The organism is Streptomyces sp. NPDC058470 (assembly GCF_042721055.1).
Classification (GTDB): Bacteria; Actinomycetota; Actinomycetes; order Streptomycetales; family Streptomycetaceae; genus Streptomyces.
The window spans coordinates 28,209-45,016 of sequence record NZ_JBHXMF010000039.1; the positions used below are offsets into that span (position 1 = coordinate 28,209).

Here is a 16,808-nt window from a genome sequence, read left to right on the forward strand (position 1 = left end):
GGCAACCCTTCGCGAACCCATACGTGTTCGGGGCGTCGTACATCAGCTCGCCCCGCATGGCGGTTGGTGGAGATACGGCCGGAGCCGCTCAGCTCTGCGCTCTCCGTCGCATCCTGGACCTGACGTAGGCGCCCGCCGAGACCACGGCGATGAGCAGGGCCGTGTCCTCGGCCAGGGTTGCCAGCGCGTTCGTGACCGAGTGGCCGAAGGCGACGGCGGTCGCGAAGTGGGCGATCGCGATGGCGCAGAGCATGAGGGTGAATCGCAGCAGCGAGAACCCGTACTTCTTCTCGTCCGACTCCGCTGTTGTCTCCGGCTCCATCGTTGCCTCCTGCCTATCGTGGCGCTACATACCAATCGTAAGTATCGAGGTCACGCCACTTTTCCTGGTGCAATCGCCCCTGGCCGACGCACCCGGACAGGCGCCCTCGAAGCAGGACCGGTCGTGCGCCGCGCCGGCGCCCCGACTCGCCATGGAGGCACCACACGACGTCGGGATCGTCCTCTCCGGACGGATCGTGCTGGAGATGGAGGACGGGACAACCGCGGAGTTGTCGGCGGGGCAGGCGTTCGCCCAGCAGGGCACCCCGCACCACTGGCGGAATCCGTATCCCGTGGACGCCGTCATCGCGGTCGTCACGATGGGTCGGGACCAATGAGGGAACTCCGGTCATGGGAATCCGGTCATCGAACCCGTGGGGAGCAACGGTTCGGGTGACGATTGCTCGGCAACGGTTCTTGAAAGCCCGTCCAGTTCACTGAACTGGGCGGGACTTCTGTGTGGCCGACGCCTACTTCGCGCGCAACGCCTTCGCGAAGCAGCGGCTCATGGGGGACTCGCGGTAGTGGCCGAACTTGGTGCATGGTTCGTAGCCGCTCGACTCGTAGAGGGCTATCGCCTCGGGCTGTTCGGTGCCCGTTTCCAGGACCATGCGGGTACGTCCGGCCGTGCGGGCGTCGGTCTCCAGGGCGGCCAGGATGCGGCGGGCGAGGCCGAGGCCGCGGGCCTGGGGGATCACGTACATGCGCTTGAGCTCGGCGTCGCCGTCCGCGTACCCCTTGTCGTTCTTGCCCTGGGTGCGCCAGCCCCCCGTGGCCACCGGCCGGTCCTGGTCGTCGTACGCGAGGAGATACCGGCCGAGCGGTGGCTCGAACATCCTCGGGTCGAGCGGTGTGACATCGCCCTCGTCGCCGTAGCGCTCGGCGTATTCGGCCTGCACCTGGTCGTTGAGCTTGACGGCGTCGGGGTGGTCGAAGGGGACCCGGCGGATATTCATGCGAACCATCGTACTTCTATGCGTAGGGTGGGCCGTACGGATTAAGTATCGTGCTCGCGTGCTGACCATTACCTCTGTGAACGTGAACGGACTCCGGGCCGCCGCGAAGAAGGGTTTCGTGGAGTGGCTCGCGGAGACCTCCGCGGATGTGCTGTGCCTTCAGGAGGTGCGGGCCGAGCCGCAGCAGCTGCCGGACGAGGTCCGCGCGCCCGACGGCTGGCACGTCGTGCACGCGCCCGCCGCCGCCAAGGGTCGCGCGGGTGTCTCCCTGTACACGCGGCGCGAGCCCGACCGGGTGCGGGTCGGGTTCGGGTCCGAGGAGTTCGACTCCAGTGGGCGGTACGTCGAGGCCGACCTGCCCGGTGTCACCGTCGCCAGCCTCTACCTGCCCTCGGGGGAGGTCGGGACCGACCGGCAGGACGAGAAGATCCGGTTCATGGGGGAGTTCCTCGCCTACCTGAAGGGGCTCAGGGAGCGGGCCGCCGCCGACGGGCGTGAGGTCCTCGTGTGCGGCGACTGGAACATCGCCCATCGTGAGGCCGACCTCAAGAACTGGCGGGCCAACAAGAAGAACTCCGGGTTCCTGCCCGAGGAGCGGGAGTGGCTGGGGCGGGTCTTCGACGCGGCCGACGGCGGGTACGTCGATGTCGTGCGCGCGCTGCATCCGGACGTCGAGGGGCCGTACTCGTGGTGGTCCTACCGGGGGCGGGCGTTCGATAGCGACGCAGGTTGGCGGATCGACTACCAGATCTCGACGCCGGGGCTCGCGGACAAGGCCGTCAAGGGGTTCGTGGAGCGGGCGGCGACGCACCCGGAGCGGTGGTCGGACCATGCGCCGGTGACGGTGGTCTACCAGCTGTGACCGCGTAGGTCTTCGATCTGCGGCCTGCGGCCTGCGGCCTGCGGCCTGCGGCCTGCGGCCTTGGATCTGCGATCTTCGAACTCCGGCCCTCGAAGTCCGGCCATCGAACTACGCCTTGCGGTCGCGTAGCCGTCTGTCCATCGCCATCGACAGCTCCGCCTCGACCACTGTCTTCGCCAGTGGGCGTAGGCGTTGGAGGTCGGCCGGGGTGTGGTTGGCGGTGAGGACCAGGTGGATGAAGAGGTCGGCCAGGGCGTCTGCGTGGTCGCGTACCTGGCGGGCCGTGGACAGGACGTCGGCGAGGGGGATGCCCTCGCGGACCAGAGCGGCGGAGGCGTCGAGCAGGCGGCGGCTGATGTGGACGATCTCGCCGCCGTCGGTGCCGAGATAGCCGAGGTCGAGGGAGGCGGCGAGGTTCTCCGGGGTGGCCTGGCCGGCGAAGACGTCGGCCAGTTCCTCGGGGGAGAGGCGGACCGGGGTTTCCTCGCTGGGCTCGCCGAGGCCCAGCAGCGCACCCACGTCGCGGCCGTGGTCGAAGGCTTCCGCCAGTTCCGCGATGCCGTTCAGGGTGTGGCCGCGTTCCAGGAGTGCCGTGATCGTGCGGAGGCGGGCCAGGTGGGTGTTGTCGTACCAGGCGATACGGCCCTCGCGGCGGGGCGGCGGAATCAGTTTGCGTTCGCGGTAGAAGCGCAGGGTGCGCACGGTGATGCCGGCCTCCTTGGCCAGCTCCGCCATCCGGTACTCGCGCTTCTCCGTCACGAGCGCACCCTACGTCGTACCGTCGGTAACTTTCCCTGCCGCGACCCCTACCCATGAGTACGAGCCTGCCCTACTCTCCCCATTGTGCCAGTGTTCACTGGCAGAGTCGTACGGCCAGGGAGGCTTCGGGATGACCGAGCACGAGCATGTGCGGGTGGCGGTGATCGGGTCGGGGTTCGGCGGGCTGGGGGCGGCCGTGCGGCTCCGCCATGAAGGGGTCACCGATTTCGTCGTCCTGGAGCGGGCCGACAGCGTGGGCGGCATCTGGCGGGACAACAGCTATCCCGGGTGCGCCTGCGACGTACCGTCCCATCTGTACTCGTTCTCGTTCGCGCCCCATCCCGACTGGCCGCGCACCTTCTCCGAGCAGGAGCACATCCGGGCCTATCTGGAGCATGTGGCGGACGTCTTCCGGCTGCGGTCGCATCTTCGCCTCAACTCCGAGGTGAAGACGCTGATCTGGGACGCGGAGAAGCTGTGGTGGAGGATCGAGACCAGTGGTGGATTCCTCACCGCCGACGTCGTCGTGTCCGCCACCGGGGCGCTGTCCGACCCCAAGGTCCCGGACATCGCGGGGATCGACACCTTCCCCGGCAAGGTCTTCCACTCCGCCCGCTGGGACCACGACTACGACCTGCGCGGCAAGCGCGTCGCCATGATCGGCACGGGCGCCTCGGCCATTCAGATCGTGCCGGCCATCCAGCCGGAGGTCGCGCACCTCACGCTCTTCCAGCGCACCCCGCCGTGGGTGATGCCGCGCGTCGACCGGGCCATCAGCGGCGTCGAGCGGTGGCTGCACCGGCAGTTGCCGTTCACGGCGCAGGCCAGGCGCGGACTGCTGTGGGGGATCCGGGAGTTGCAGGTCCAGGCGTTCACCAAGCGGCCCGACGAGCTGGGGATGGTGGAGCGGTTGGCCAAGCGCAACATCGCCCGCGCCATCAAGGACCCCGGTCTGCGTGCCCGGCTGACCCCGGACTACCGCATCGGCTGCAAGCGGATCCTGCTCTCCAACACCTACTATCCGGCGCTCGCCCAGTCCAACGTGGACGTGGTGGGCGGCCTCAGCGAGATCAGGGGCTCCACCCTCGTCGCGGCCGACGGCAGCGAGGCCGAGGTCGACGCGATCGTCTTCGGTACCGGATTCCACGTCACCGACATGCCGATCGCCGACCGGGTCGTCGGCGCGGACGGCCGGACGCTCGCCGAGTCCTGGAAGGACGGCATGAAGTCGCTGCGCGGCAGCGCCGCCGCAGGCTTCCCCAACTGGCTGACGATCGTCGGGCCCAACACCGGGCTCGGGAACTCCAGCATGATCCTGATGATCGAGTCCCAGCTGAACTACATGGCCGACTTCGTACGGCAGTTGGACGTTCTCGGCGGGAGGGCGGCCCTCGAAGCGCGCCCCCACGCCGTGGACGCCTGGAACCGCGAGGTCCAGGGGCGTATGAAGCGCACGGTCTGGAACAGCGGCGGCTGCGACAGCTGGTACCTCGACGCCAACGGGGTCAACACGACCATCTGGCCGGGGACCACGACCGAGTTCCGCAGGGCGACGCGGCGTATCGATCTGGCGGAGTACGAGGTGCTGCGGGCGACCGGGCCGCGCACGGAAAGCACGAGCAAGAAGACCGTGGAGGCCGGAGCGTGAGCCGGCTCATGCATGTGGCGCACGGGCCCTACGCCCCGCCCGTTCCCGCGCGCGAGCTCACCGCCGTCTCCGCCGACGGGTCGCGGCTGCACGTCGAAGTGCACGGGGCGGAGGGCGCCCCCGCCGTCGTCCTCGTACACGGCTGGACCTGCTCAACCGCCTTCTGGGCGGCGCAGATCCGCGATCTCGCCGCCGACCACCGGGTCATCGCGTACGACCAGCGCGGGCACGGGCGCAGCTCCGCGAGCGACGCGTGCGGTACGGACGCGCTCGCCGACGACCTGGAGGCGGTGCTCGCGGCCACGCTCACGCCGGGCGAGAAGGCCGTACTGGTGGGGCACTCCATGGGCGGGATGACGCTGATGGCGGCCTCGGCGCGGCCGCGTCTGCGGGAGCACGCGGCGGCTGTGCTGCTGTGCAGCACCGGCAGTTCGAGGCTGGTCGCCGAGTCTCGGGTGGTGCCGTTGCGCGCCGGGCGGCTGCGGACCCGTATCACCCGGTCGCTCCTCGGTTCGCGGGCCCCGCTCGGGCCGGTCACGCCGTTCGCAGGGCGGATGCTCAAGTACGCGACCATGGGCGCCGGTTCGTCGCCGGGCATGGTCGAGGCCTGCGCGCGGATCGTGCACGCGTGTCCGCGGCGGGTGCGGTACGCCTGGTCGGTCGTGCTCGACCGGCTCGATCTCGACGGCGGCGTAAGGGAGTTGGTGGCGCCGACCGCCGTGCTGGCGGGTACGGCGGACCGGATGACGCCGGCCGTGCACGCGCGCGCCCTGGTCGCCGCGCTGCCCAACTGCGTCGGGATCACCGAACTCGCCGGACTCGGGCACATGACGCCGGTGGAGGCGCCCGAGCTGGTGACCGGGCGGATACGCGAACTCGTCACCACGTACGCAGCGCCGACGCAGACCGCAAAAGGAACGCCGACTGCAGAGGGAACGCCGACCGCGGAGGGAACGCCGACAGCAGAAGGCACGCCGACCGCACAAGCAGCACCGACCGTCCAAGCAGCACCGACCGCACAGATCAAGGAGGGCGCATGAGCAGGGTGAGCCTTGAAGGGCAGGTCGCGGTCGTCACGGGGGCCGCGCGGGGAATTGGCGAACTCCTCGCCCGCAAGCTCTCCGCGCGCGGGGCGAAGGTCGCGCTCGTCGGTCTGGAGGCGGACGAGCTGAAGCAGGTCTCGGAGCGGCTGCACAGCGAGAGCGGTCACTGGTACGCCGATGTCACCGACCACGAGGCGATGGCGCGGGTCGCCGGGGAGGTGAAGGAGCGGTTCGGGAAGGTGGACATCGTCGTCGCGAACGCCGGGGTGGCCAACGGCGGGCCCTTCCTGGAGTCCGACCCGGTCGCCTGGCGGCGCGTGATCGAGGTCAACCTCATCGGTTCGGCGGTGACGGCTCGCGCCTTCCTGCCGGTACTGATGGAGAGCCGCGGTTATCTGCTCCAGATCGCCTCGCTCGCCGCGATCACTCCGGCGCCGATGATGACCGCGTACTGCGCGTCCAAGTCGGGTGTGGAGGCGTACGCGCACAGTCTGCGGTCCGAGGTCGGGTACAAGGGAGTGCGGGTCGGGGTCGGTTACCTGTCGTGGACGGACACCGACATGGTGCGCGGGGCCGACCGGGACGACGTGATGCGCGAACTGCGGCAGCGGCTTCCGTGGCCGGCCAACAAGACGTATCCGCTGGGTCCTGCCGTCGACCGGATCGTCGCCGGGATCGAGCGGCGGTCGAGTCATGTGTACGCGCAGTGGTGGCTGCGGGGGACGCAGGGCATCCGCGGTTACCTCCCCGGGATCATCGCGGCGGTCGGGGAGCGTGAGATGCGGCGGTTCGAGCCACGGCTCAAGGGCGTGGGCAGGGGACTTGTGGGTGCGGGCGGGGTGGCGGACGAGGAGGAACGACAGGGCGCCTGACCTGGGGTTCCTGGCCGCACTCACCGTGAGTTATTGATCGAAATGCGCGCTTTGTTCCCCCGTGTAAGTCTGGTCGAGGCTTGACCCCCTCACCCACAAACGGGAGTGAAAACTCATGGGTATGAAGGACCAGTTCCAGGACAAGGGCGAAGAGATGAAGCAGCGGGCCAAGAAGAAGATGAGCGAGAACCAGGACGAGGCGAGCGAGCGTTCCTCGCAGCAGCCTGAGCCCGGTCGGCGGGACCGCGAGCGCGACGAGCAGGACCGTGGCGAGCGGGGCACGGACCGCATGCAGCAGGAGGCTCAGGACCGCTTCGACCAGGACTACGACGTCTGACGTCCGGTCGTTGAGCCGCACGAGCAGTACTTGAGTGGGGCGCTCTCCTCAACGAGGGCGCCCCGCCCTTGCGTTCAGCTTCGCGGCGGCAGCTTCGGCCTCGTCCGGTCCGGCACGTTCGAGTAGTCCGGCGGGGAGGCCGCCGGCTGCGTATTCAGCAGGTCCAGGGCGAGTTGGACGGCGTCGTCGAGTTGAGCGTGGCGGCCCTCCGCCCAGTCCAGCGGTGTGCGGAGGATCTCCAGGTCCGGGCAGACGCCCTTGTTCTCGATGGACCAGCCGTACGCGTCGAACCAGGCGGCGTTCATCGGGACCGTGATCACCGTCCCGTCGCCGAGGCGGTGCCGGCCGGTCATGCCGACGACTCCGCCCCAGGTGCGCTGGCCGACGACCGGCCCCAGCTTCAGCAGCTTGAACGCGGCGGTGATCATGTCGCCGTCGGACGAGGTCGCTTCGTCCGCCAATGCCACCACCGGACCGCGCGGGGCGCTGGAGGCGTACGACACCGGCTGGGCGTTGCGTGTCAGGTCCCAGCCCAGGATCCTGCGGGTCAGCTTCTCGACGACCAGCTCGCTGATGTGGCCGCCCGCGTTGCCGCGTACGTCGACGATGAGCGCGGGCCGGGACACCTCAAGGCGCAGGTCGCGGTTGAACTGGGCCCAGCCCGAGCCGCCCATGTCGGGGATGTGCAGGTAGCCGCAGCGCCCGCCGCTCAACTCCCGTACGACGTCCCGGCGTTTGGCCACCCAGTCCTGGTAGCGCAGCGGCCGCTCGTCGATGAGCGGGACCACCGCGACCCGACGCGACCGTCCCTCGCCCCGCACCGACGTGGACTCAGCCGACGTGGACCGCACCGACTTGGACCCGGCCGACGTGGACTCCGCCGGTGTGAACGTCAGCTCCACCGTCGTACCGCCCGCCCCCGCCAGCAACGGATACGGGCCCGTGAGCGGGTCCACCGGCCGTCCGTCGACGTGGGTCAGCATCGCGCCCTCGCGGATCCCCGTGCCGGCCAGCGGTGAACGGGCCTTGGAGTCCGAGGAGTCGCCGGGCAGGATCCGCTTGAGCATCCAACTCCCGTCCCGTCGGACGAGGTTGGCGCCGAGGAGACCCTGCAGGCGCTGGTAGTGGGCCGGGCCCTCATTGCGGCGGGCGGCGGAGACGTACGCGTGCGAGGTGCCCAGTTCGCCGAGCACCTCGCGGAGCAGATCCGCGAACTCGTCGGGGGAAGCGACCCGTTCGACCAGCGGGCGGTACTGCGCGAGCACCGCGTCCCAGTCGATGCCGCACATGTGTGGCTCCCAGAAGTACGCGCGGATGATGCGGCCCGCCTCCTCGTACGCCTGGCGCCACTCTGCGGGTGGATCGGCCTCGTGCAGGATGCGGCGCAGGTCGATCCAGACCGTGGAGTCGCCGTCGCCGGACTCGGTGGAGGGGACGGCGCGCAGGTCGCCCTCGTCGACCACGACGAGCCGGCTGCCGTCGCCGCTCACCGCGAACCAGTCGAGATGGTCGACGAGTTCGGACTTCTTCGCCTTGGCGATGTTGAAGTACTCGAGGGTGGGTTGGCCGGAGGTGTCGTCGGGGTTGGCGAAGGTCTCGCCGAGCGCGCCCGAGATCGGCCAGCGCAGCCAGACCAGGCCGCCGCCCGCGACCGGGTAGAGCGCCGAGTACTTGGATGCGGTGACCGGGAACGGCGTCACCCGGCTCTCCAGGCCCTCGATCTCGACGGTCACCGTGGAGCCGTCGCCCGCGTCGTCCTCGACCGGGTCCAGGCCTCCCGCGACCGGCCGCCCGTCGGGGTTGAGCGCGAAGGGGGAGGGGGTCGCGGACGACAGAGGTACCAGGTAGGGACGGCAGCCGAGCGGGAAGGAGAGGTCCCCGGTGTGGACGTCGTACACCGGGTCGAAGCCCCGCCACGACAGAAAGGCCAGATAGCGGCCGTCCCGCGTGAACACCGGATTCTCGTCCTCGAAGCGGCCGTTGGTGACGTCGACGATCAGACGGTCCCCTTGTCCCTTCGGGGAGATTCGCGCCATCTTGATCTGGCGCAGGGAGCGGCCGATCCCGGGGTGCGCCCAGGTCAGCCAGGCCCCGTCCGGCGAGAAGGCGAGATCGCGCACCGGTCCGTTGATGGACCGGATGACCTCGGTGACCTCGCCGTTCGATTCCTCGGACGCGTCCAGGAGCAGCAGCCGCCCGTCGTTCGACGCGATCGCGAGGCGCTCGCCCTGTGGGTCGGACACCAGTTCCTGTACGCGGCCCAGTTCGCCGGTGGCGAGGCGGCGAGGTTCGCGTTCGCCGCTCGCGCGCGGGAGGTAGGCGATCTCGACGGCGTCCTCGCCCTCCGCGTCGGTGACGTAGGCGACCTGGCCGCCGGAGCCGAGCATCTCGGGGAGCCGGACCCGTACGCCCGGGGTGTCCGCGATGGTGCGCGCGGGGCCGTCGCGGTGGGTGAGCCAGTAGAGGCTGCCGCGTACGACGACGGCGCTCGCCCGGCCCGTCTCGTCCACGGAGATGCTGTCGACGTGCTGGGCGGCCGGCACCTGGTACGTACGGCGTCCCGCGCGCGGACCGCCGAGCCGGACATCGAGCCGACGCGGAATCGAGTCGACGGACAGGTCGTCGACGATCCACAGATCGCCCGCGCACTGGTAGACGACCCGGGTGCCGTCACTGGAGGCGTGCCGGGCGTAGTACGCGTCGTGGTCGGTGTGGCGGCGCAGGCCGGAGCCGTCGTACGCGCACGAGTACAGGTTCCCGACGCCCTCGTGGTCGGAGAGGAAGGCGATGCGGCCGCCGACGAACATGGGGCTGTCGAGGTGGCCTTCGAGGTCGGCGAGGAGGCGCCTGCCGTGCAGCCAGAGCCGTCCCGTGGCGCCGCCCCGGTAGCGCTTCCAGGCGGCCGGCTCGTGCGGTGGGGTGCCGGTGAGCAGCAGGGTCCGGCGCTCGCCGCCGATGTCGGCGACCGCGATGTCGGAGACCGGGCCCCAGGGGAGCTTGCCGCCGGGGTCGCCGGTGGTGGGGACGCTGTAGGCCCAGGTGAAGTAGGAGAAGGGCTGGCCGTGCGAGGCGACGGCGAGGATGTCGCTGTTTCCGTCCTTGTCGGGGGGTGACCAGCCGCAGACCTGGGTGTCGGCGCTGCCCCAGTAGGTGAGCTGTCGGCCGGGACCGCCGTCCACCGGCGCCAGATGGATCTCCGGGACGAAGCTGCGCCAGCTCGTGTAGGCGATGTGGCGGCCGTCGGGGGAAAAGCGGGGGTGGCCGATCTTGGTACGGTCGACGGTGAGGCGCCAGGCGCGGCCCGGTCCTTCGAGGGGGGCCACCCACAGGTCGTCCTCGGCCGCGAAGCACAGCCGGTCGCCACTGAGGTGCGGGAAGCGCAGGTATCCGGGGGCGCTCTCCCCGGGGGTCGCGTTCTCGTACGTGTCCTTGGGATCGTTCTCGTACGTGTCGCTCACCTCCCTATGCTTTTCCGCTCGGAGGGCCTTGGCAACTTGTGCGCGGGGGTCGGTTGCGGGGTTGAGCCACGAACCCGTGACACACGACACGTACGAAACGGTTTCGTTTCGCTCGCTCTCGGGGTATGTTCAGAGACGTAAGAACCGTGTCGTCCGGAGCTCTCCCGCTCCGTGCGCCGAGCAGGAGAAGGTGAGTGGGATGACTGAAGCCGCAACGGCGCGACGCAGTCGGATCACGCCCGAGCGTGAGGCCGAGCTCTACGCGGCTGTGCTCGACCTGCTTCGGGAGGTGGGTTACGACGCCCTGACGATGGACGCCGTCGCCGCCCGCACCAAGTCGAGCAAGGCCACCCTCTACCGCCAGTGGGGCGGCAAGGCGGAGCTCGTCGCCAGGGCGATGCGGCACCAGAAGCGGGGCTTCTCCGCCTACGCCGACACCGGGTCCCTGCGGGGCGACTTCCACGCGATGGTGGTGCGTGAGGACGACTGTCACATGGAACAGAACTCGGCGTTGATGCGGGGACTGGCCATGGCGACACACACGCACCCCGATCTCCTGCGCGCCTTCCGGGAGCTGCTCATCGAGCCGGAGATGGCGGAGATTCGGCGCATGCTGCAACGTGCCATCGAGCGGGGCGAGGTCCGTCCGGACAACCCCGCGATCGACTTCGTGATGCACATGCTGGTCGGTGGCTTCGCGGCCCGGACACTGATCGACGAACTTCCGCCGACCCAGGCTTTCCTCACCTCGTATGTCGACGCCGTGATCCTCCCTGCTCTCGGCGCCTGACCTCCTCAACCCTGTTACAAATCCCTGTAGTTGCACCTGACGCGACCGCTCACGTCGTCGGGCTGATCCCCTCTGCCCTCATCCGTTCCCCCAGCGGGTGATCGCACCGGCCCTTTGCCATCCCACGACCTGACCGGGAGTACGCCCTCGTGGCTACGTTTCTCTACAAACTCGGCCGACTCGCCTTCAGGCGACGGCACTTCGTCGCCCTGATCTGGGTGGCGCTGCTCACCCTCGCGGGTGTCGGCGCGGCAAGCGCACCCGCCGCGGGCACCAGTTCCTTCTCGATACCCGGCACGGAAGCGCAGAAGGCCTTCGACCTGCTGGAACAGCGCAACCCCGGCATGAGCGCCGACGGGGCGACCGCACGTGTCGTCTTCAAGGCGCCCAGCGGCGAGAAGATGAAGGACGCGGAGAACAAGGCGACCGTCGAGAAGGCCGTCGAGGCACTCGGCGACGGCTCCGAAGTCACCTCCGTCACCGACCCGTACGAGAGCAAGTCGATCTCCAAGGACGGGACGATCGCGTACACGCAGGTCTCGTACAAGGTCTCCGGCATGGAGTTGCAGGACTCCTCGAAGGAGGCCCTGGAGGACGCGGCTCAGGAGGCGCGGGCCGGTGGGCTGACCGTCGAGATCGGCGGTGACGCGCTCCAGGCGGTGCCCGAGACCGGATCCACCGAGATCATCGGTATCGCGGTCGCCGCGGTCGTCCTCGTCATCACCTTCGGCTCGCTGATCTCGGCCGGACTGCCGCTGCTGACCGCGCTGATCGGCGTGGGCATCGGCATCTCGACCATCACGGTCCTGGCGAAGGCGCTCGACCTCGGCAGCACCACCTCCACCCTCGCGATGATGATCGGGCTCGCGGTCGGTATCGACTACGCGCTCTTCATCGTCTCCCGCTACCGAGCCGAGCTGGCCGAGGGCCGCGAACGCGAGGAAGCGGCCGGGCGGGCCGTCGGCACGGCGGGCTCCGCGGTCGTCTTCGCCGGCCTCACCGTGGTCATCGCGCTGGTCGGCCTGTCGGTCGTGAACATTCCGATGCTGACGAAGATGGGTGTCGCGGCGGCGGGCACGGTCGTGATCGCCGTACTGATCGCTCTGACGATGATCCCGGCGCTGCTCGGCTTCGCCGGCAAGAGGGTCCAGCCCGCGGGCAAGAAGAGCAAGCTGCTCGGGGGAGCGCGCGCCGCCAAGAAGGCGGGCAGGCCCAACATGGGCACCCGCTGGGCGAGCTTCGTCGTACGTCGTCCGGTCGCCGTCCTCCTCTTCGGTGTCGTCGCGCTCGGCGCCGCCGCGATTCCGGCGACCTCGCTCGAACTGGGCCTGGGCGACGACGGTTCGCAGCCGACGTCCACGACCCAGCGCCGGGCGTACGACACGCTGTCCGACGGTTTCGGACCAGGCTTCAACGGCCCGTTGATGATCGTCGCGGACGTGAAGGCGAGCGACGACCCGGAGGCCGCCGTCACCACGGTGACCGACCGGATCAAGGGCCTTGACGATGTGGTGTCGGTGACGGCGTCGCCGCTGAACGAGGCCGGGGACACCGCCACGATCAACGTCATCCCGGACTCCAAGCCCTCCTCGATCACCACCGAGGACCTGGTGCACGCCATCCGTGGCGAGGCCGGCGACATCAAGGCGGACACCGGCGCGCAGGTGCTGGTCACCGGCACGACGGCGATGAACATCGACTTCTCACAGAAGCTCAACGACGCGCTGATCCCGTATCTGGCGCTCGTCGTCGGCCTCGCCTTCCTCCTCCTGATCGTGGTCTTCCGCTCGATCCTGGTCCCGCTGAAGGCGGCCCTCGGCTTCCTGCTCTCGGTGCTGGCCGCGCTCGGCGCCGTCGTCGCCGTCTTCCAGTGGGGCTGGTTCGCCGGCCTGCTGGGCGTCGAGGAGACCGGCCCGATCATGTCGATGATGCCGATCTTCATGGTGGGCGTCGTCTTCGGTCTCGCGATGGACTACGAGGTCTTCCTCGTGACCCGCATGCGCGAGGCGTACGTCCACGGTGAGCGGCCCAACCAGGCGATCGTGACCGGGTTCAACCACGGTGCCCGCGTCGTTACCGCGGCCGCCATCATCATGATGGCCGTCTTCGGCGGCTTCATCGGCTCCACCGAGTCGATGATCAAGATGATCGGCTTCGGCCTCGCGATCGCGGTGTTCTTCGACGCCTTCATCGTCCGCATGGCGATCGTTCCGGCGGTCCTGGCCCTCCTCGGCAAGAAGGCCTGGTGGCTCCCGAAGTGGCTCGACCGCGTCCTCCCGAACGTCGACGTCGAGGGCGAGGGGCTGCGCAAGCTGGATGAGGAACGGCGCGGCAAGGACGAGGACCGGGAGCTGGCACCGGTCTGAGGTTCGCGTAGCGACTGACGGGGCGTCCCACTTGAGGTGGGGCGCCCTGTCGTTTGTGCGGGTCTCACTGCCGCTGGAGGGCCGGGGCTTCGAGAAGGCACAGGACGCCCACCTCCGCCCAGACCGTCTTGCGGGGCGGCAGTCCCGATGTCACGCCCCAGCGATCTGCCAGTGCGTCCACGAGGAGTAGGCCACGTCCTGAATCCGCGTGCGACTCTGCCGGGTTGAGCCGGGGGAGGCGGTCACCGCGTGTGTCCGTGACCTCGATACGGAGCGTGCCGCCGACGACGTAGAGCGTGAGGCGGAAGTCGCGGCCCGGGACTCGCCCGTGGGTCGCGGCGTTGGCCGCCAGCTCGGCGACGATCTGGCTCGGCGCCTCCAACGGCAGCTCCCAGCTGCGCAGTTGCTCGACGGCCAGCAGTCGGGCCAGTCGGGCACCGCGAGGCGTGGGGGACAGGAGGACGCTGAAGTTGCGGATGGGGTGACCGAGTTGGGGGTGAGGGGCGGCGGTTTCTTGATTCACATCACTCAGCGTGGCCGACTCTGCGTACGGTGAGGAGTCGCGGCGCGTGTACGTACCGTTACTGTCCGGCGTTTGTCTCGGGCTGTCTCGGCTGTCTCCGTGCCGTACGGGTACGAGTGCGCGTTGGAGGTGGGCGATGAGCGAGGGCGTGGACGAGGGCGTGGACGAGGCCGGCTGGGGCATCGAGCCCGGGGACGAGATGGCGCCGATGATCGAGGTCGTCGGCGGTGTCATCAAGTTCCACCGGGAGGCCGCGGGGATGAGCGCGGCCGACTTCGGGGAGGCCATGGGGTACGGCGAGGACATGGTCCGCAAGATCGAGCGCGGGGCGCGGATCCCCCGGCTGGAGTTCCTGTACCAGGCGGACGAGGTGCTGCACGCGGGCGGGGCGATCGCCGCGCTGCGGGTGCACACGGAGAAGGCCCGCTATCCGAAGAAGGTGCGGGAGCTTGCTCAGCTGGAGGCGCGGGCGGTTGAGCAGCTGCTCTACAGCACCCACCACATCCATGGCCTGTTGCAGACGCCTGAGTATGCAGCTGCCATGTTCGAGAACCGGCAACCCGCCCTCTCCCAGGGTGTGATGGAGCGTGAGGTCGCCGCGCGCATGGCCCGCAAGTCCGTCTTCGAGCAGGATCCGGCTCCAGCGCTCTGTTTCATCCAGGAACAGGTGACGTTGGAACGCCCCCTCGGGGGCAAGATGGTGTTGCGCCGACAGCTCGAACACCTGCTGGGGCTCGGGCAGTTGCGGAACGTCTCGCTCCAGGTCATGCCGACAGACCGGGAGGAGCACGCTGGCATGCATGGCCTGATCGAGGTGCTGAAGTTTCCCGATGGCGCAGCGGTTGGGCGTTCCGACGGCGCGTTCAACGGGCGCCCGGTCTCAAGCCCCAGGGATCTTCGGATCCTTGAACTGCGTTATGGGATGATCCGGGCGCAGGCTCTCACGCCGAGGGAGTCGCAAGCCTTCATCGAGCAACTGCTGGGGAGACTATGACTGCCAGGGAACTTCACTGGTTCAAGAGCAGCTACAGCAGCGGCCCCGAACCGGGCGACTGCGTCGAGGTGGCGCTGGACTGGTTCAAGAGCAGCTACAGCGACAGCAGCGAACCCGGCGACTGCGTCGAGATAGCCATGGCCCCCGCCACCATCCACGTCCGCGACTCCAAGAACACCCAGGGCGCCCACCTCAGCGTGGACCCCACCGCGTGGACGGACTTCGTGGCCCACGTATCGGCGCTGTAGCCCCGCAGTAAGCGTCAGCGAGCCACCGGCGCCGCCGCCATATACGTACGACGCAAGAACCGCAGCAGCGTTTTCGACTCGAACTGCACGACCGCCACGCCCTCCGCGGAGTGGAACTCCACGACGGCCTGCACGCGACCGAGGGGCCAGACGCGTACGTCGCCGTCGCTGACGGGGACCCGCAGGCCCTGTTCGAGCAACTCGCGGGCGAGGACCCACTCGTGGGGGCCGGGCAGGGTGACGTGGACCTGGCGGGGGTCGGCTTCGGGGTCGTAGCGAAGGGCGATGGGGACGACCCGGTGTTCGTCGGCGGCGGTGTCTGCGGTGTCGGTGACGATATGAGCGCGTGCGTACTGCTCGACAGCGGACATGAGCCGACTCCTTACGCTGTGTAACCTGTGCGGAATCTATGAATCCGTCACCTCTCCAATGTCGCACACTCGGCGGATTCCGCTTCCGCTGTCGGTGCACGCCTGACCTCCCCAGGACCTGCCCCCATGCTCCTGCCCGATGCCCGCCCGCTTATTCATGGCCATCTCGCTCTTGCGAAGCATTCGCAACAAGGCGCTATTCTCGTACGGTGCATGTGCCAGATGGATTCATCAACGCCCCCGTCTCCGCGGTCACCGGAGTAGTCGCCGCCGGTGCCATCGCCGTGAGCCTCAAAGGGGCGCGCCGTGAGCTGGACGAGAAGACCGCGCCGCTCGCCGGCCTGGTCGCCGCCTTCATCTTCGCCGTGCAGATGCTGAACTTCCCGGTCGCCGCCGGGACCAGCGGACACCTGCTGGGGGGTGCGCTGGCAGCGATACTCGTCGGCCCCTATACGGGGGTCCTCTGCGTCTCCGTGGTCCTGCTGATGCAGGGCATCCTCTTCGCGGACGGCGGCCTCACCGCGCTCGGCGTGAACATCACGGACATGGCGATCGTCACCACGGTCGTCGCGTACGCCGTGTTCCGCGGCCTGGTGAAGGTGCTCCCGCGCGGACGCCGCTCCATCACCGCCGCCGCCTTCGTCTCCGCGCTGCTTTCCGTACCGGCCGCCGCCGTCGCCTTCACCCTGATCTACGCACTCGGCGGCACCACCGACGTCTCGATCGACAAGGTCGCCACCGCGATGGTCGGCGTCCACATCCTCATCGGCATCGGCGAGGCCGCGATCACCGCGCTCACGGTCGGCGCCGTCATCGCCGTACGACCGGATCTCGTGTACGGAGCGCGTGGCCTGACCCAGCAGCTCAAGCTGCGCGTCAACGGCGAGCTGGTCGACGCACCCGAGGCCGCCCCGGTCCCGGTCCCCGTCGCCGCCCGCACCCCCCACCGCAAGGTGTGGATCACCGGACTCGTCGCCTCCCTGGTCCTCGCCGGGTTCGTCAGCTTCTACGCCTCCGCGAGCCCCGACGGCCTGGAAAAGGTCGCCGAGGACAAGGGCATCTCCGCGGCCGCCGAGGAGCACGCCGCTGCCGACTCCCCGCTCGCCGACTACGGAGTCAAGGACGTCTCGAACGCCCGGCTCTCCGGCGGCCTCGCGGGCGTCATCGGCGTCGGCGTCACCGTCGTCGCGGGCACCGGCGTCTTCTGGGCGGTCCGCAGGCGCCGTACGACCGACGTGTCCCCTTCGCAGGTCGCCTGAC

General features: G+C 69.3%; 17 protein-coding genes. 11 read left to right on the forward strand and 6 right to left on the reverse strand.

All coding sequences use genetic code 11. The annotated features are described in order from the left end of the window. Positions 1–88: 88 nt before the first annotated feature. Positions 89–322 carry a hypothetical protein gene (locus ACFWP7_RS26750; protein WP_384385819.1) on the reverse strand — a complete coding sequence of 78 codons (234 nt, stop codon included), beginning with the start codon at positions 320–322 and terminating at the stop codon, positions 89–91. 67 nt (positions 323–389) lie between these two features. Between ACFWP7_RS26750 and ACFWP7_RS26755 the strand changes: the two genes are divergently transcribed. Further along, the gene (locus ACFWP7_RS26755) at positions 390–659 is read left to right on the forward strand and encodes a cupin domain-containing protein (RefSeq protein WP_384385821.1); all 270 of its coding nucleotides are present in this window, start codon (positions 390–392) and stop codon (positions 657–659) included. Between the two features lie 132 nt (positions 660–791). Here ACFWP7_RS26755 and ACFWP7_RS26760 read toward each other — a convergent pair whose 3' ends face one another. Further along, a complete protein-coding gene (locus tag ACFWP7_RS26760; protein WP_384385824.1) occupies positions 792–1,277 on the reverse strand; it encodes a GNAT family N-acetyltransferase in 486 nt (161 codons plus the stop codon). Between the two features lie 58 nt (positions 1,278–1,335). Here ACFWP7_RS26760 and ACFWP7_RS26765 point away from each other — a divergent pair, with 58 nt between their 5' ends. Continuing rightward, on the forward strand, positions 1,336–2,139 hold the full coding sequence (locus ACFWP7_RS26765) for an exodeoxyribonuclease III (RefSeq protein ID WP_384385826.1): 804 nt from the start codon (positions 1,336–1,338) through the stop codon (positions 2,137–2,139). A 108-nt stretch (positions 2,140–2,247) separates the two neighbouring features. Here the strand turns inward: ACFWP7_RS26765 and ACFWP7_RS26770 are convergent, their stop codons facing one another. After that, entirely contained in the window at positions 2,248–2,874 is a 627-nt protein-coding gene (locus tag ACFWP7_RS26770; protein WP_384385982.1) for a MerR family transcriptional regulator, read from the reverse strand. Positions 2,875–3,028: 154 nt separating this feature from the next. Here ACFWP7_RS26770 and ACFWP7_RS26775 point away from each other — a divergent pair, with 154 nt between their 5' ends. The 4 genes from ACFWP7_RS26775 (at position 3,029) to ACFWP7_RS26790 (ending at position 6,798) form a co-directional block, all read left to right on the forward strand. Beyond that, positions 3,029–4,546 carry a flavin-containing monooxygenase gene (locus ACFWP7_RS26775; RefSeq protein ID WP_384385829.1) on the forward strand — a complete coding sequence of 506 codons (1,518 nt, stop codon included), beginning with the start codon at positions 3,029–3,031 and terminating at the stop codon, positions 4,544–4,546. Next, positions 4,543–5,586: an alpha/beta fold hydrolase gene (locus ACFWP7_RS26780; protein WP_384385832.1), complete on the forward strand. Its 1,044-nt coding sequence runs from the start codon at positions 4,543–4,545 to the stop codon at positions 5,584–5,586. Before ACFWP7_RS26775 ends, ACFWP7_RS26780 begins: the two co-directional genes overlap by 4 nt. Next, positions 5,583–6,461, forward strand: a complete 879-nt coding sequence (locus ACFWP7_RS26785; protein WP_384385835.1) for an SDR family oxidoreductase — start codon at positions 5,583–5,585, stop codon at positions 6,459–6,461. Before ACFWP7_RS26780 ends, ACFWP7_RS26785 begins: the two co-directional genes overlap by 4 nt. A gap of 121 nt (positions 6,462–6,582) precedes the next feature. After that, the gene (locus tag ACFWP7_RS26790; RefSeq protein ID WP_384385838.1) at positions 6,583–6,798 is read left to right on the forward strand and encodes a hypothetical protein; all 216 of its coding nucleotides are present in this window, start codon (positions 6,583–6,585) and stop codon (positions 6,796–6,798) included. 74 nt (positions 6,799–6,872) lie between these two features. Here ACFWP7_RS26790 and ACFWP7_RS26795 read toward each other — a convergent pair whose 3' ends face one another. Then, positions 6,873–10,181: a S41 family peptidase gene (locus tag ACFWP7_RS26795; protein ID WP_384385985.1), complete on the reverse strand. Its 3,309-nt coding sequence runs from the start codon at positions 10,179–10,181 to the stop codon at positions 6,873–6,875. 274 nt (positions 10,182–10,455) lie between these two features. Here ACFWP7_RS26795 and ACFWP7_RS26800 point away from each other — a divergent pair, with 274 nt between their 5' ends. Both ACFWP7_RS26800 and ACFWP7_RS26805 read left to right on the forward strand, forming a co-directional pair. Continuing rightward, positions 10,456–11,046: a TetR/AcrR family transcriptional regulator gene (locus tag ACFWP7_RS26800; RefSeq protein WP_384385841.1), complete on the forward strand. Its 591-nt coding sequence runs from the start codon at positions 10,456–10,458 to the stop codon at positions 11,044–11,046. 149 nt (positions 11,047–11,195) lie between these two features. Then, positions 11,196–13,412, forward strand: a complete 2,217-nt coding sequence (locus ACFWP7_RS26805) for an MMPL family transporter (RefSeq protein WP_384385844.1) — start codon at positions 11,196–11,198, stop codon at positions 13,410–13,412. Positions 13,413–13,476: 64 nt separating this feature from the next. On the opposite strand, the gene ACFWP7_RS26810 is transcribed toward ACFWP7_RS26805, so the two are convergent. Further along, positions 13,477–13,935, reverse strand: a complete 459-nt coding sequence (locus ACFWP7_RS26810) for an ATP-binding protein (RefSeq protein ID WP_384385846.1) — start codon at positions 13,933–13,935, stop codon at positions 13,477–13,479. Between the two features lie 136 nt (positions 13,936–14,071). On the opposite strand from ACFWP7_RS26810, the gene ACFWP7_RS26815 reads away from it, so the two are divergent. Then, positions 14,072–14,929 carry a helix-turn-helix domain-containing protein gene (locus ACFWP7_RS26815; protein WP_384385849.1) on the forward strand — a complete coding sequence of 286 codons (858 nt, stop codon included), beginning with the start codon at positions 14,072–14,074 and terminating at the stop codon, positions 14,927–14,929. Further along, the gene (locus ACFWP7_RS26820) at positions 14,926–15,177 is read left to right on the forward strand and encodes a DUF397 domain-containing protein (RefSeq protein WP_384385852.1); all 252 of its coding nucleotides are present in this window, start codon (positions 14,926–14,928) and stop codon (positions 15,175–15,177) included. The genes ACFWP7_RS26815 and ACFWP7_RS26820 overlap by 4 nt, the downstream gene beginning before the upstream one ends. A gap of 14 nt (positions 15,178–15,191) precedes the next feature. Here the strand turns inward: ACFWP7_RS26820 and ACFWP7_RS26825 are convergent, their stop codons facing one another. After that, positions 15,192–15,548: an SsgA family sporulation/cell division regulator gene (locus tag ACFWP7_RS26825; protein WP_384385854.1), complete on the reverse strand. Its 357-nt coding sequence runs from the start codon at positions 15,546–15,548 to the stop codon at positions 15,192–15,194. Positions 15,549–15,757: 209 nt separating this feature from the next. Here ACFWP7_RS26825 and ACFWP7_RS26830 point away from each other — a divergent pair, with 209 nt between their 5' ends. Next, complete coding sequence (locus tag ACFWP7_RS26830) at positions 15,758–16,807, forward strand: energy-coupling factor ABC transporter permease (protein ID WP_384385857.1); 1,050 nt, start codon at positions 15,758–15,760, stop codon at positions 16,805–16,807. Position 16,808 lies beyond the last annotated feature (1 nt).